Source organism: Methylovulum miyakonense HT12 (assembly GCF_000384075.1).
GTDB lineage: Bacteria > Pseudomonadota > Gammaproteobacteria > Methylococcales > Methylomonadaceae > Methylovulum > Methylovulum miyakonense.
In genome coordinates this window covers 3,012,179-3,027,094 of sequence record NZ_KB913025.1, presented here as the reverse complement: position 1 = coordinate 3,027,094, position 14,916 = coordinate 3,012,179, and the positions used below count along the sequence as shown (strand labels likewise).

At 50.9% G+C, this 14,916-nt stretch carries 12 protein-coding genes and 2 pseudogenes; 13 read left to right on the top strand and 1 reads right to left on the bottom strand.

Annotated elements, in window-relative coordinates:
- Positions 1 to 31: 31 nt before the first annotated feature.
- From METMI_RS0115010 to METMI_RS0114975, 7 genes and pseudogenes are all read left to right on the top strand, one after another.
- Positions 32 to 3,241: a transglutaminase domain-containing protein gene (locus METMI_RS0115010; RefSeq protein ID WP_019867113.1), complete on the top strand. Its 3,210-nt coding sequence runs from the start codon at positions 32 to 34 to the stop codon at positions 3,239 to 3,241.
- A 1-nt stretch (position 3,242) separates the two neighbouring features.
- The gene (locus tag METMI_RS0115005; RefSeq protein WP_019867112.1) at positions 3,243 to 3,791 is read left to right on the top strand and encodes a hypothetical protein; all 549 of its coding nucleotides are present in this window, start codon (positions 3,243 to 3,245) and stop codon (positions 3,789 to 3,791) included.
- 334 nt (positions 3,792 to 4,125) lie between these two features.
- Positions 4,126 to 5,369, top strand: a pseudogene (locus METMI_RS24265) (IS3 family transposase).
- A gap of 240 nt (positions 5,370 to 5,609) precedes the next feature.
- Positions 5,610 to 6,155, top strand: coding sequence for a hypothetical protein (locus METMI_RS27505; protein ID WP_019867111.1), 546 nt, complete (start codon positions 5,610 to 5,612; stop codon positions 6,153 to 6,155).
- Between the two features lie 22 nt (positions 6,156 to 6,177).
- Positions 6,178 to 6,780 (top strand): hypothetical protein, encoded by a 603-nt coding sequence (locus METMI_RS0114985; RefSeq protein WP_019867110.1) that lies wholly within the window; start codon positions 6,178 to 6,180, stop codon positions 6,778 to 6,780.
- 226 nt (positions 6,781 to 7,006) lie between these two features.
- Positions 7,007 to 8,977: a hypothetical protein gene (locus METMI_RS24260; protein WP_019867109.1), complete on the top strand. Its 1,971-nt coding sequence runs from the start codon at positions 7,007 to 7,009 to the stop codon at positions 8,975 to 8,977.
- A 531-nt stretch (positions 8,978 to 9,508) separates the two neighbouring features.
- Positions 9,509 to 9,793, top strand: coding sequence for a transglutaminase domain-containing protein (locus tag METMI_RS0114975; protein WP_156829868.1), 285 nt, complete (start codon positions 9,509 to 9,511; stop codon positions 9,791 to 9,793).
- A gap of 72 nt (positions 9,794 to 9,865) precedes the next feature.
- On the opposite strand, the gene METMI_RS0114970 is transcribed toward METMI_RS0114975, so the two are convergent.
- Positions 9,866 to 10,198: a type I restriction enzyme endonuclease domain-containing protein gene (locus METMI_RS0114970; RefSeq protein ID WP_019867107.1), complete on the bottom strand. Its 333-nt coding sequence runs from the start codon at positions 10,196 to 10,198 to the stop codon at positions 9,866 to 9,868.
- A gap of 44 nt (positions 10,199 to 10,242) precedes the next feature.
- Between METMI_RS0114970 and METMI_RS27910 the strand changes: the two are divergent.
- From METMI_RS27910 to METMI_RS0114935, 6 genes and pseudogenes are all read left to right on the top strand, one after another.
- Positions 10,243 to 10,620, top strand: a pseudogene (locus METMI_RS27910) (helix-turn-helix domain-containing protein); the annotation flags it as partial.
- Complete coding sequence (locus METMI_RS27055; protein WP_232215281.1) at positions 10,536 to 11,270, top strand: IS630 family transposase; 735 nt, start codon at positions 10,536 to 10,538, stop codon at positions 11,268 to 11,270. The pseudogene METMI_RS27910 and the gene METMI_RS27055, both read left to right, overlap by 85 nt.
- Before the next feature lie 125 nt (positions 11,271 to 11,395).
- Positions 11,396 to 12,238, top strand: coding sequence for a DUF5953 family protein (locus tag METMI_RS25575; RefSeq protein WP_019867106.1), 843 nt, complete (start codon positions 11,396 to 11,398; stop codon positions 12,236 to 12,238).
- A 240-nt stretch (positions 12,239 to 12,478) separates the two neighbouring features.
- Entirely contained in the window at positions 12,479 to 13,447 is a 969-nt protein-coding gene (locus METMI_RS0114945; RefSeq protein WP_019867104.1) for an IS1595 family transposase, read from the top strand.
- Between the two features lie 30 nt (positions 13,448 to 13,477).
- Positions 13,478 to 14,305, top strand: a complete 828-nt coding sequence (locus METMI_RS25570) for a DUF5953 family protein (RefSeq protein ID WP_019867103.1) — start codon at positions 13,478 to 13,480, stop codon at positions 14,303 to 14,305.
- Positions 14,306 to 14,383: 78 nt separating this feature from the next.
- The gene (locus METMI_RS0114935; protein ID WP_156829867.1) at positions 14,384 to 14,668 is read left to right on the top strand and encodes a hypothetical protein; all 285 of its coding nucleotides are present in this window, start codon (positions 14,384 to 14,386) and stop codon (positions 14,666 to 14,668) included.
- The last annotated feature ends 248 nt before the right edge of the window (positions 14,669 to 14,916 follow it).

The window sequence follows — 14,916 nt, the reverse complement described above, 5'->3', positions numbered from 1 at the left end:
TCCGCCCTACGCACTAACGCGAGACCTGCCCATGTTCACCGCCCGTAGCCTGCGCCCAATTTCCGGCACCACCCTGTTTTTCTTTTTATGGATGGCCTTGTACCCGGCGGTGTCCGCCGCGATCGGGCAAGACCAGGCCACACCGCCCGCCGCCCAAGCCGCCCAACCGTCCGAACCCGACACCCTTGACAGCCTACGGGAACTGGCCGGGCGCGCCCATGCCAAAGCCGACCGCGGCGAGGACGAGTCCGACGAAGCCAAGCAACTGCTCGACCAGGCCGACAAACTGGACACGGAAGAACAACAGGCCGAAGCCGAATTTGCACAGACCCGCAAGCACTTGGAAGACCACCACCTGCCGGACGAAATCAAACAACGCCATGCCGAAGCCCTGGCCGGGTACCGCGCCAAGATGAAGCAGCTCAAACAACTGGCGCAGGGTTTCAAGGCCGCCCACGGGCGCAAGGACAAAGCCGCCGCCCGCCAACAGCTGAAAGCCATGGCGGACTTCCTAGTCAAGGAGCAAAAGCACCGCCAGCACCAACCGTTTGACCCCAAACACTTGCCGTTCGGCACGCCCGACGGCAACGTCCGTGCGCCGAAAGAAAGCAAACAGGAGCTTGACGACCTGGTGCGCCCGCCCCAAGCCGTGGCGGTCGCCGCCAATGAATTGCTGCCGGGGATGCTCGCCCAGAACGACCCCGGCGCCACGCCCACCGCCGACGACTTGGCCGCCACCGAGGACGCGCCGCTCACCGATGCCATCAAGACCCAGGCCGCCGCCCTGCACCACAACCCCGTGGAGATTTACAACTGGGTCAGGAACAGCGTCGAATTCCTGCCCACCTACGGCTCCATCCAAGGCAGCGATTTGACCTTGCAGACCCTGCGCGGCAACGCCTTCGACACCGCCAGCCTCTTGGTCGCCCTGCTGCGGGCGTCCAACATCCCCGCCCGCTACGCCTACGGCACCATCCAAGTCCCCGCCGCCCAAGTGATGAACTGGGTCGGCGGCGTAAAAACACCGGAAGCGGCACAGAGCCTATTGGGTCAAGGCGGCATTCCTACTGTAGGGATGGTCGCCAAAGGCAAAATCACCGCTTTCAAGCTGGAACATGTCTGGGTCGAAGCCTTTGTCGATTACATCCCTTCGCGCGGGGCGATCAACAAAGTCGGCGATAGTTGGGTGCCTTTGGATGCGGCGTTTAAGCAATACCAATATAGTGACGGCATGGACATCAAGACCGCCGTACCGCTGGATGCCCAAAGTTTAGCCGATCAAATTCAGGCAGGCGCCACGGTCAATGAAAACGAAGGCTGGGTACAAAACCTCAACGGCACAGCACTGCAAACCGCGCTGACCGACTACCAAAGCCAGGTTCAAGCCTATATTGACAACCAAAAACCTAATGCCACGGTGGGCGATGTGCTGGGTGTCAAGAAAATCGTCGAACAAAAATATCCGGTTTTGATGGGCAGCTTACCGTATACCACAATTGTAAAGGCGGGGGCTTTTGGTAATCTGCCCGACAAATTCCGGCATTATTTTAGGCTGAAGCTCTTCTCTACTGTACTTGATAGGGCTAGCGATTCTCCAAGTTTAAGTTATTCAATCAGTTTTCCAAAAATCAGTTCCCATCGTATCGGCTTGAGCTTTGTCCCGTCATCGGATAATGATGCCCAGGTCTTGCAAAGCTACCGGGGTCAGGCAAATTCGAACGAATTCCCCGTTTATTTAATCCATGTCCAGCCCGTGCTCCAACTTGATGGACAAACCCTCGCCACTGGCGGATCTATCATGATGGGTTCGGACCAATACTGGGAGACGTCTTTTTCAAGTCCGAATACCACCAATCCATATTCTCATACTTATGAGATTACTGCTGGCGACGAAGTGGTGTTTAGTGTCAATGGCAATGGCTTGACACCATCCGTTATTCAGGCAAGGGCCAATGCGGTTGATTCCGACACAGCATCGGAAAACCTGCACCAAGCGGCCTTGCATTACTGGGTAGTGAATGACGGGCTTGACAAAAGTATTGCCCAGTCCCAAGGCTTAGTCAATCAACGCACCCCCTCCACAGGACTCTTTTCTTCACCGCTAACGGTGAAATACGCATTTGGCCTGCCGCGCTTAGGTAGCTATCATTCCAGAAGAATGGATATTTCCCGTTTAATAACCACCGTATCCGGCAAAGATCCGCTAGCTAGGGCGAATTACCTAAAGACAGTCGGTGCGCTTGGCTCAGCGATGGAAGGGATGATCTACGAAAAATTGTTTGGCGGGAAACCCGGTTCAGGCAATTCCACAGTACAACTATTGCTTGCCGCGAACGCGGCACATATACCGCTTTATGCGGTCAGTCAAGACAATCAGGCAACGGCGCTTCCGCGTTTGAAGCTATCCCAACAAATAATGGCTGATATAACCAATGCGGTTAACGCCGGAAAAGTCGTCATTACGCCGGAATCGCCCATCACCCGCTTTGGCTGGACGGGCAATGGTTATCTCATTCAAGATCCGGTGACGGGTGAGGGTGCTTACCTGATTTCCGGTGGGGCGAATGGCAATGAACTGGTGGATTGCAGGAAACAATCAGAGCCATTGACTTCATCGGTTAGGGATTATATTTTGACTGCGACGTTAATAGCCGAATTAGTGCTTGCGGCTATCGCAGTTGCCGGGGCGGCCCCTGAAATAGGAATTGGTGTGGCAGCCGCCGGGATAATGGATTTTTTTGGCGTAGCCATCAATATTAAAGCGCTTATGGCGACAGTGGGCTTGTCCAGCTTGGTGTTGTCTTTGGGGGCTAATGCCAGTCCCAATAGTTATGCTTATCCGGCTGGGACAAAAATATGCGGCGGTGGGGATTGCGGTACGCCTGCTATGTATCGAGGTGCTACAGATGCCTGTCCTTGGCCGAATATGGACTGTATTCGTGATAATGATATTAACTCCAATGCTTTTGGCATTGAAAACGGCATTGAGTTTATTGATCCAACGTTGATAACTAACCCCAAGCATGGAATTTCAACTTTTGATAAGCCTAAAGATATCAAGGCCGTTACTGGCGGTTGGTATGAATACCCAGAGGAAGAACCAACAGGCATACCCGTCAGACTTTGTGTGGTTGCAGGTGCTGGTGGCCATTGGGCATGGCAGCCAAAGGATAAAATGCCCACCGAAACGTTTAAAGGATTGCTCAGATTAACGCATCCCAAGTTTAACAAGGTGAATTAGCATGGATTATCAAAAAATTATACAAGGCTGGGATGATAGGGCGACATGCTGTGTGCTTGTTTCCCTTATCCAGTACGCAGAAGATGAAATCGGGAAAAGCACAGCAGAAGCAACAGATACCATACTTCGTATCGAATCATGTATAACTAAAATTGCTGAGCTTATCGCTTTAGGAAAATTGGACTTAGAAGTTGGTTTTTTAAAATACTACTTACTGCGTGTATCGCCTTTTTCTGTTAGATTTAATGAGGCGCTTCAGAGCCGTCAAAGCGGGGGGCTGGCGTTTGCGCTGGCTGAAATCAGCCACTACTTATTTATGGCGAACTACTGCGACGCTGTAACGATCACCCCCCCGGATTTCACAGCCGAAAATATTGAAACTCTATCGCAAGCGGCACGCTTTGTTTTATCGCGTGTATACCCCGCGTGTATCAATCTCGACAAACCTGAGGATATGGAGTGGTGTCGTAATAATTATTGGGATGATGTACGAGACATACTGATATTAAATGAAACATTAAATAAGTTGACCGAAGTGGGGCTTGGGTAATGTGCTAAGGGATGATGCCTTTTTCAAAATACCTTTTTTGGCGAGATGGTAAAAGCCCTGGGGTCAGGCCTTTAATTTGACATTTTTTAATGTAAATTGTGAGGCCTGACCCCCAGTTTCTTGTTTTTATAAAACAGTAAAATTTAATGGAGGGTAGCACCTTGTTTATATCACCTGTAGTTGTTCAACATGGAATCATTTGGTTGGAGGCTGAAATTATGCGTTTGAAAGCCATTCAGAAAGAGTGTGGGGAAGAATGGCCGCCTGATTTTGATCTTGCCCCGGTCTAGCGGACACTCGGCTAAGAGAGTAATCTCTAAAACCGAGGTAAATAATGAAAACCAAAACCGAATCAAAAATCCCTGCGGCACGTAACCAATATACTGCACAATTTAAAGAACAGGCACTGGAGCGTGCTGACCGTGATGGCATCCCAACGGTGGCGAAAGATTTAGGGCTTGCCGAGTCGATATTGTACTCCTGGCGGGCAAAACGTCGCCAAACAGACCAGCCGTTCGAAGAACAGAAGCTCCAACAGGCAGAAATGTCCCGTCTCAAACGGGAAAATGCCCGGCTGGAAGAGGAAGTGGCCTTCCTAATACCCACACGGGGCACTAGAAAAAGCGGCGGCGTACTTTGCCAAACAGCCCAAGTCGACTGCATGGATGCAGGAGGTAGGGCAACGCAGGAGCAGTTGCCGAGAAGTACGCCATGATCAAGGCCAATGAAAAGCTGTATCCCATAGGTATGATGTGCCGCCTGTTGTCGGTTTCACGTAGCGGTTATTATGATTGGCGGCACAGGCCACCTTCCGATACAAGCCAGGTAAACCAATTGTTAACTGGTGAAATCAAACGTATTTTCGATGATGAAAAAGGCCGCCCCGGTTCACCCAGGATCACCCGGCGGCTCCGTGAGGAAGGACACGTAGTCGGCAGGCATCGGGTCGCCAGAATCATGCGCTGCAACGGTTGGCGGGCGAAAGCGGCCAAGAAATACAAAGCCACGACCAACAGCAACCATTCCTTGCCGGTTGCCCCTAACCTATTGGAGCAAAACTTCACTGCGGATGCCCCCGACCAAAAGTGGGTGTCTGACACAAGTGCCCCGTGTGGGTATAACCTACATTTGGACTGAAGAGGGTTGGCTGTACTTGGCGGTGGTGCTGGAACTTTATTCCCGACGGGCCATTGGTTGGGCAATCGCCGAACGGATGACGGCACCGCTGGTCTGTGATGCCCTGACGATGACATTATGGCGTCGCCACATGCCAAAGGGTGTGGTTGTCCACTCTGACCGGGGCAGCCAGTATTGTTCGGCCGCCTACCAAAAACTGTTTATCAAACACCCATTGGTTTGCAGCATGAGCAAGAAAGGCGACTGTTATGATAACGCGGCAATGGAAACTGGAACCATAGCTTTAAAGTCGAGGCTGTGCACGGTGAGCGGTTTTTGACCCGGACAGAAGCCAAGTCCCAGGTGTTCGAATACATTGAGGTGTATTACAACCGCAAACGGCTTCACTCTACAATAGGCTATGTCAGCCCCGAAACGTTTGAAGCCGAAAAAGTCGCTTAGTGGAGTGTCCGTGAAAGCAGGGCAAGATCAATTTCCGCAATCCAAATTTTACGGACAGTGGCAGCTAACGGTACGGCTATTCATCAAGTCACTTCCGACAATATTAATGCGACACTCCCGTTATTAAAAGTATCTACAGACGTTAAGTCCGATATCACAAACGCTGTGAATGCCAATAAACTTGTAATCGTTCCTGAAAAAGAACTAACGACATCCCGTTGACAAGGTTCGGGATATATCGTGCTCGACCCCAACACGGGAGCTGGGGCCTATCTAATTGATGGGGGGCTAAACGGAGGTGCTGACCCAGATTGCGATGATCATCCTTCTCCTTTGGTACAAGCTGTGGTGGCTATTGTGCTTACGGCACTTCTGGTGATAATCATTGCAGCGGTCTTGCCGGAAGCTATTGCAATAATAGCAGCAGCGGGGAGAGCTGCAGTAAAGTCGCTGAGGCCGATTCTTACCGTGCTTACAGCTGGCTCAGGTTTATTGCTTTCATCACAAGCTCAGGCCAATTACAATAAAAACCAATGCTGTGAAAATGCGAAGCAGGAAGCGGCAACTGCTTATGGCCTTCTTCGTCAAAGGCTTGATGAGTGGTACATTGATAATTTAGGGTTACACGATAGCGGTCATTTAAACGCAATTAAAGAGGCATCTGACCGATTAAAAAAAGCTTTGGAAAAGATTACCAGCAACTGTGGAAAAAAAGCATATCCTGCCGAATTTGATGACTGGACTGCGACCGTAATTGAGGCTGAAGCTGTTATTAATTATTCATAATCGACGATAAGAGCTTACGAAAATGGAAATTGATCGGGATTTGTGGCTGCAAGAGAAACAAAAGCGTTGCGCCCATTTCAAAAAAAGAAAATTACCCGCTGCCTTTTCTAAAAATTGGCAAGTCAGACGCTTGGCAGAAGCATCGCTTCTCCAAGAGTTCCTTAACAAGTTGATACATATCGAAGAAACATTTGTTATTGAACCCCAAATTTGGCGTGATCATCTTGACATGAATGAGGACATTCTATGGGCTATAAAAGCACTTGAATCTCTTTACCAAATAATTCTAAGCCCCATAGAAAATGAAGATTACGCTTTTTCGCTTTATTTGTTCAGGGGAGATGCTTGTGGCTGGACAATTCATCTTCGGGATAATTTAGAATCCCATAAAAATGGATTATGGGAGACATTGGTAGGTAATCCACCAACGCTTGATGCCGGGATCAAAATCCAGATGGAATGGTTTATGAGCCAGTCTGAGGGCATAGGAATTTGTTTGGCACAATTTTATCGAGCTAGGTCTTATGGCAAGGCCTACGGTTACCTAATTGCCGTCTATTCGTTTATGGAAAATATATACCATTTTATTCATCGGCTGCATATTGCTGAGTTTTCACGCCAATAGCTAGTACTCAGCAAGTAGCCTGTATGGAGCTTGCGGAATACAGGAGCTTTCGTGGCTCCGTTGATCCTGCATTCCGTTGCTCTTCATGCGGGCTACTCGCTGCTCCATGAGATATATCGATTAACGTTTCAAGGAAGCCAGGTAGGGTGGGCACATGCTGTTTGTGCCCACGCGGAATGAACGGCACTTTCTTCAATACTGCATAGAACATCGCAATCGCTTAAAAATGGTGGGCAAAAAAGCCTGCCCACCCTACCTGGCTGTCGAAGCCTTCAAGAACTGGGCGGGCGGCTTTAGCGACAGCAACGCCGCGATGGCTTTTGCCGCCTCGGGCGGCATCCCCATCACCGCCGTGACCAGTGGCGGCAAAATCAGTAAAGTCCGCCTGGAACATGTTTGGGTGGAAGCGGCCATCGACTTCATCCCGTCACGCGGGGCGAAAAACAAGGATGCCGACAGTTGGGTAGAGATGGACCCCAGCTACAAGCAATATGACTATAAAAAAGGCCTGGATGCCGTCGCCATCAGCGGCATCAACCCGCAGCAACTGGCACAAAGTTTCGTCGCCAGCGGCACGGTCAATGATGCGGAAGGCTGGGCGACCGGCTTTGACCCGACCATCCTTAGCAACGCCCAAACCCAAGCCCGGCAAAAACTGGAAACCTATATCAAGGACAACCTGACCAACCCCACGGTCGGCGATGTCATCGGCGGGCGCAAGACCATCATCGAAGACTACCCGCTTTTGCCTTCCGGCTTGCCCAATAAGGTGTTATTGATCGGCAGTCGTTACGACCAACTGCCCGCCGCCTTGCAACAACAACTGCGCTACAGTTTCGGCACCGACATTGAAGGCAATCTGCTGAACCCCATCAGCCTGCCCTTCGCCAAGGCCAACAACCAGAAACTCACGTTGTCTTTCAAGCCCGCCACTGCCGCCGATGAACAGGTGTTGCAGTCCCTGTTGCCGCAAGGCGAGATCACCGACCGTAGCCAACTGCCCAAAAGCATCCCCAGCTACTTGGTCAGCGTCATCCCCGAACTCAAGCTCAACGGCGAAACCATCAAGACCGACAGCCCCATGCGTTTAGGTAAAGAACTGCCCTGGGTCACGGCGATCAGCTTTGCCGGGCGCGGCCTGACCCAGACCCCGCGCACTTACTATGTCATCGCCGGATCATATCTCGCGGTCAACGCCTACGCGGGTAGCGTCTCGCCGCAAATGCTCAGCGACACCAAAGCCCAACTGGAACACACCAAAACCGTGCTGGAAAGTGCCGACCAGACCCAAATCGCCGCCCTCAGCCGTGAAGACCTGCTCGGCGACTTGTTCCATGCCGGGGGTTTGGGCTATTACGCGAAACTGACCGCGCTCAGCCAGTTGATGGGGCTGCAGGCGGACGCCCATTACACCCTGGCGGCGGGCATCGGCACGTTCGGTTATGAACCCAAGGTCAGTTACTTCTTCGGCTTCCCCAGGAGCATCCAGCCCGGCGGCATCGCCCTGGACATCCCGCTGATCCAGGTCACCGCCAGCAACGACGGCGATGCCGCTAAGAAAAAGCAATACACTCTACAAACCGGCATCTTAAGCTCCGCACTGGAACATGCCGTGCCGGAGCAACTGTTCACCAACGCCCAGAACCCCAGCGAGGCCATCTCCGCCGTCAAGGCCATCAAAAAAGCCAGCGCGGCGGGGCAACGGATTTACCACATCACCCCCGCCAACCAATCCGCTATACTGGGCAACATCCACCATGACAGTGACACGATGACCGACATCCGCAACGCCCTCAACGCGGGCAAGGAAGTCATCACCCACACCGACGCGGTCAGCGTGCCGGGCTGGACGGGCGCGGGCTATATCATCACCGATGTGGACACCGGGGCGGGGGTGTTGCTGTCTAGCAGTATTTTTCTTTTTTTAGCATTATTTGCTGCAGAAGTAGGGGTAGTTGCTGGACTGGGACTATTTCCATTCTTGGTAGCCGCTGCCGCATTACATGTTGCAGCAATCGAAGCTTGGCTTGCGACAATGTCTGATGGGGGATTTAACAAGCCTTGCTTTTTGGCAGGCTTGCTTTTTGGTGTTAGTGCTGCGGCATTATATATACAACCTGAGGTTGGAATTATTCTTGTGGTGTTGTCTAATTTGATTCCCGGAGGCCTTCCAACCGGAATTGATTGCGTCACTTAAAAAGGTGTAGCTAAATGAAATTGAAACATTATTGCCCTTATTGCAGAAATAAATTTTATTTTTCTAAATTTCGATTTTTAAATGGAAATTCGGATATTCATGTATGCCCTTTCTGTGGATTAAAAATGAAACTAGAACATAATTCTATTCTAGCCATAACATGGAAATTATATTTGTTTATATCCTTACTTGGCTTTCAGTTTTTTGGATGGCCAACGATACTGATTCCCTATAAACCAATTATTTTATTTGTGGGTTTTATTTTAGTAATTATGGAATATCTGACTAGCCATTTTGTTGCTATTGAATAGCGTAACCTATTATTGGACTAAATACAGTTAAGGGGTCAGTTCCAACATTACAACATCAATCCTTGATCTTTTTCACAGCCCTACTCACTATCATATGTTGTAATGTTGGAACTGACCCCATTTTTTCAATCAAAGACAGGCACAGGCTTTGAACTACGATCCCGTGAAAATCTACCATTGGGTCAGGAACCATGTTGAATGACAACCCACTTGGGGCGGCATCCAAGCCGCCGACCTGACCTTGTCCAGCCTGTGCAGCAATGCGATGGACATTGCCGGCCTGACCATCGCATTGCTACGCACCTCGAAAATCCCCGCCCGCTACGCCCACGGCACCATTGACGTGCCTGTCGAAGCCTTGAAGAACTGGGCGGGCGGCTTTAGCGACAGCAACGCCGCGATGGCTTTTGCCGCCTCGGGCGGCATCCCCATCACCGCCGTGACCAGTGGCGGCAAAATCAGCCAGGTAGGGTGGGCACATGCTGTTTGTGCCCACGCGGAATGAACGGCACTTTCTTCAATACTGCATGGAACATCGCAATCGCTTAAAAATGGTGGGCAAAAAAGCCTGCCCACCCTACCTGGCTTTTATTTCGCCTTCCAGCAAGCGTTCCAGCAGTTCCACGGCAAGGTTGCGTTCGGGCAGGTTGCGGACGTCGTTGAGAAAATCTTGGTCAAGAATGCCGATATTGGGTTTATCCAAGCCAACGGCGTTAAAAATGTCCACGACTTCTTCTGAGACGACTGCCGAGCCGATAATTTGGCGGATAGCCAGCTCGCGTTCTTCATTGGTTTTCTTTTTGCCGCTGATTTCTTTCTTGGTCAGCAACACCTTAACGGCTTGGAAAAAAGCCACTTCTTCCCGCTCAGCCTTGGCTTCATCCAGGGTGCAACATAAGTAATTTGACATAAGTTTTATGGTATAAAATATAAGCTTTTTGAGCCACCGCCCCCATGCCACGTTTAAAATTTGTCCGGCCACTCAGCGACACAGACAAGCAAGAGTTGGATGCGCTTTACAAGACCCACCCAAACTTTAAGGTGCGAAGACGCGCCCACGCCTTGTTGCTGAGCGGCAGCGGGCATACGATAAACCAGCTACAAGCCATTTTCCAGGTTGACCGTGACCCTATCAGCCAGTGGATCGACCGCTTCAACGCGCAAGGCGTCGGCGGGCTTGGGGATTTGCCGCGCTCCGGGCGGCCACCGATTTACACGCCGGAAGAAATCGCACTGTTCCGGGCACAATTGGACGAAGAACCGCGCCAAATCAAGCAGGCCCAAGCCCTTCTGGAGGCCCGGACCCGGAAAAAGTCGGCGACCGGGACGTTAAGGCGCATTTTAAAAAAACCGGTTATTCATGGCGGCGGTGCAGGCGCTCCGTAAAAGGAAGGCGTTGTGCCAATGGCTTTGCCAAGGCCAAAGCCATCCAAACCGTCATGAAACAATGGGCCGATGAAGACAAAATCAGCCTGTACTATTTTGACGAGTCAGGCTTCAGCACCGCGTCCTCCGTGCCTTACGCCTGGCAACCCAAAGGCCGGACGTTGGAAATCCCCTGTTTCCATAGCCAGCGCCTCAATGTCCTGGGGTTTGTTTCCCGGGACAGCCGGTCTTTTTTCCACACCGTTGAAGGGCGCGTCAAAACAGAACAGGTGGCCGGGGCCTTCGACCTGTTTGCCGCACACTATGGCGACGGCTACGCCGTCCATAAAAAACCGTGCGTCGTCATTATTGACAACGCTTCCATGCACACCAGCCGNGCCTTTTTGGCACGCCGCGACGACTGGATGGCGCAAGGTGTCGTGTTGCATTATCTGCCGCCCTATAGCCCTGAGCTTAACCTGATCGAAATCGTCTGGCGCAAGATCAAGTATGAATGGCTGCCCCTATCGTGCTATGCCAGTTACGGGACATTGAAACAGGCCGTATTGGACATCCTTTCAAAATTCGGCGATGAATACCGGGTTACTTTTGTGTAATTACTTAACGGATCAATGTGGCTTCGATTATTGTTATGTCTATACAGACATTCGGCACTTGCCGATTGTAGAGAGCTATCTTCCTGCTAAAACCTTTTTTCGCCCAGATTGCCTAGGATTTTGAAATGAAAAAAATACAGACAATAGAGGATTTTAGAAAAGTATTAGAATGGTCTTCTGAGTATTTGCCTGTAAAACATTTGCGTCATCTACCGTCTTATCATCAATTCATTAATTTACTGAATGGCCTTGACACGGTTTTTCCAAATGACAAACTTAATTGGCTGGCAACTGACGATCCAAACAATCCAGAATTTATGTCTGATCGTCAACAACGATTGAAAGAGTTTTTCCCTAAAAAGACACTGCCTCGGTCATTCACTGTTATTAATTCTGGATCAGAAAATTTTCTGCAAGTTAACAATGTGGTGACTTGTCTCAATTCCGGGGAACTTGTCGGTTATGAAGTTTTTTTTCTGTTGCCTCTATCGGCTAAATGCAAAATTACAATACTGATAAACCTTATTGGTGAATCATTGGATCCCTATTTTATTCAGTGGATGCCCCCAGCTGAACAGCTAATAATTTCCCATCAAATTTATGATGCTTGGAAAAATAGAGATTTTGATAAACAAGCAGGATATTTACCTCCAACAATGCAATTTATATCAACATTCCCACACTTAGAATTGCCGATGTTAAAGCGCATTGAAAATAAAATTGAGTTAGGTATTGGAATTCCAGATGCCATTGGTTGGATTAATTACTGGTCACCGGAAACCTGCGAGTTGTTGTCTTTTCCAGACCCGGCCACCGATGGGTACCTTATCCGGCTTTCTCACCGTACGCCAAGTGGGGCATGGATGGTAAAGTTGACAGAAGATATGTTTGATGTGACACGCCCGGATCATATCGAAGCACTAAAATGGGCATATCAACGCTTTTATCAAATTGGAGCAAGAGTTTAAGAAAATTTGGCGGAGGGTATTCGTTTCCTATTGTGTAGTGGTCAACAAGCCTTGGATGGTGGAAGCAGTAAAGACCGCCTTGCCGGATGCGAATGTGACTGTGAATGAAACCTGCGGCATCGGTTTGCAACCTGATCCGATAGAACCCTCCTTTGATATGGCTATGTCACCGTTAATTATGGAATCAACCCCCCAAAGCCCTGTCTGATCAGTTAACTGCCATTTGACGAGGACAAGCCCATGATTGCCGAAGACTTTAAGGAATTGCTGTCAAGCCTGTGCGGGCTTAACCACCATCAGCGAAACGTGGCCAAGGCCGCACTTGACCGTCAAACCGACCTGCCCGAAGTCATAGAAGTGGTTGAAACCCGCTTTGAGCTGAAACCGGCTTGTCCGCATTGCGCGGGTATCCTGCTGTCGAGGTACGGCTTCGCCAGCGGCCTGCAGCGCTACCGTTGCCAAAGTTGCCGGAAAACCTTCAACGCCCTGACGGGATCGCCCTTGGCGCGGTTGCGCCATAAGCCCAAATGGCTGGGTTACTTGGCGGCGTTGGCGGAGTCGAAAACGGTGCGCGAGTCCGCCGCCGAGGCGGGTGTCCACCGTAACACCAGTTTCCGGTGGCGGCACCGGTTCCTGGACGGTATCAGCCTGGACCGCCCCGGTGCGCTCGAAGGCATCACCGAAGCGGATGAAACCTATCTCCTGGAATCGGACAAGGGCAAGCGGAACTTAAGCCGCCAGCCCAGGAAACGTGGGGGCAGCGCCCAGAAGCGCGGCATCTCCAACGAACTGGTCTGCATCTTGGTGGCGCGTGACCGCTCCGGCCACACCCTGGATTTCGTCACCGGCAACGGCCAGCTGACCAGGACGCGTTTGTCGGAAGCCCTCAAGCGGCTGCTGGCCACGGACGCGCTGCTGGTCAGTGACGGCAACCCCACCTACAGCGCGTTCTGCCGGACGGAAGGCATCAGCCACGAAGCCGTCAACCTTAGCCAACACCAGCGGGTCAAAGGGGCTTACCACATACAGAACGTCAATGCCTACCACAGCCGCTTCAAGCTGTGGCTAGACCACTTTCATGGTGTCGCCACCGACTATTTGCCGCACTATCTCGGCTGGCGGCGGGTCTTTGAGCAGCACCATAACCCAACACCCCAATGGCTGCTCAATGCCGCCTTGGGGAATTTTCAACAATCAACGGTGACATAGCCTTTGATATTGATTAATCGGAGAAATAGGATGAGCAAAGATTTTGGAGACGAATCAAAGCTCACTTGGCTGAGATTTGAAATCCCTGAGTCCAGTTGGAACGCCACTGTTTTTGAACAGGTCTGCCGGTGTTTCGAGGAACTAACGGGCGGCGAAACAATCACCTGGGAGGTGGTTACAACGGGCAAGATTCTGCTTGAAACACATTACAAAAAAATAAAAGATCGCCAGAAGTTTTTTGAAAAAATGGTTAAAAAATCAGGAATGAAACTTCAAAACTCCGATACGGATCATCCGTTGATTTTTTTGCCGGCTATGGGGTGGATTGGGAAAGATGGTCAATATTTACCAAGGCATGGGGTTATGATCATGTTTAAAGAACCCGATGACCGGGTGCTGAAGTACTTAGAAGCAGTAGCCGAAATACTGCAAGCCACGTACTGCTATTACACACCCAAAGCTGCTTTTTACATACTCGAACGCGCCTTGTGCCGTTATTTTCATGAACGTGGCACCGGTGACATCGCCTTAGCCCAACAGCTTTTAGCCGAAGCCGAGGGGAAGCTACCGCACGCCCCCGGTGCTTGTCGCCCTTCCGATTGGCCAGTTATGCGCCCGTCTCGCCTGGGCTGGCTGAACTACTGGTCGGAAGAGACCTGCGACTTATTCGGATTCCCAGCACAAGGCGATTTGCAGCAGTTAGCGGTTGCCAAACGTTGCGGGAGCGGTGCTTGGCTAATCCAACTGACGGAAACGCCTTTAGATTTGACATTGCCAGAACACCGTAAAAAAGTCATTTGGGGTTACCAACGTTTTCAATTCGATATGGGCATCAAAACAATGGAATTATCTTTTTGAATCATTAGCCCCCGTAGCCTGCGCCCGATTTCCGGCACCACCCTGTTTTTCTTTTTGTGGACGGCCTTGTACCCGGCTGTGTCCGCCGCCTCGGGCGGCATCCCGGTCACCGCCGTGACCAGCGGCGGCAAGCTCAGGAAAGTCCGCCTGGAACATGTTTGGGTGGAAGCGGCAATTGACTTCATCCCCTCACGCGGCGCGAAAAACAAAGATGCCGACAGTTGGGTGGAAATGGACCCCAGCTACAAGCAATATACCTACCAAAAAGGCTTGGATGCCGTCGCCATCAGCGGCATCGACCCGCAGCAACTGGCGAAAGCTTCGGCGCCAGCGGCACGACCAATGACGCGGAAGGCTGGGTGACGGGCTTTGACCCCACCATCCTGCAAAACGCCCAAACCCAAGCCCGGTAAAAACTCGAAACCTATATCAAGGACAATCTGGCCAACCCCACGCTAGGCGATGTCATCGGCGGGCGCAAGACCATCATCGAAGACTACCCGCTGCTGCCCGCTGGCTTGCCCAATGGTGATTCGCTCGGAAAAAAATCACTTTATTAAAATTAGTGCAATCCTAAGGTTTATGTCGGCAAACCCAAAATATCGTAACTT

Coding starts and splice junctions, on each gene's coding strand:
- METMI_RS25570 (WP_019867103.1), top strand. CDS start 13,478: ATGAGCAAAGATTTTGGAGACGAATCAAAGCTCACTTGGCTGAGATTT.
- METMI_RS0114945 (WP_019867104.1), top strand. CDS start 12,479: ATGATTGCCGAAGACTTTAAGGAATTGCTGTCAAGCCTGTGCGGGCTT.
- METMI_RS0114985 (WP_019867110.1), top strand. CDS start 6,178: ATGGAAATTGATCGGGATTTGTGGCTGCAAGAGAAACAAAAGCGTTGC.
- METMI_RS24260 (WP_019867109.1), top strand. CDS start 7,007: ATGGTGGGCAAAAAAGCCTGCCCACCCTACCTGGCTGTCGAAGCCTTC.
- METMI_RS0114970 (WP_019867107.1), bottom strand. CDS start 10,198: ATGTCAAATTACTTATGTTGCACCCTGGATGAAGCCAAGGCTGAGCGG.
- METMI_RS25575 (WP_019867106.1), top strand. CDS start 11,396: ATGAAAAAAATACAGACAATAGAGGATTTTAGAAAAGTATTAGAATGG.
- METMI_RS0115010 (WP_019867113.1), top strand. CDS start 32: ATGTTCACCGCCCGTAGCCTGCGCCCAATTTCCGGCACCACCCTGTTT.
- METMI_RS0115005 (WP_019867112.1), top strand. CDS start 3,243: ATGGATTATCAAAAAATTATACAAGGCTGGGATGATAGGGCGACATGC.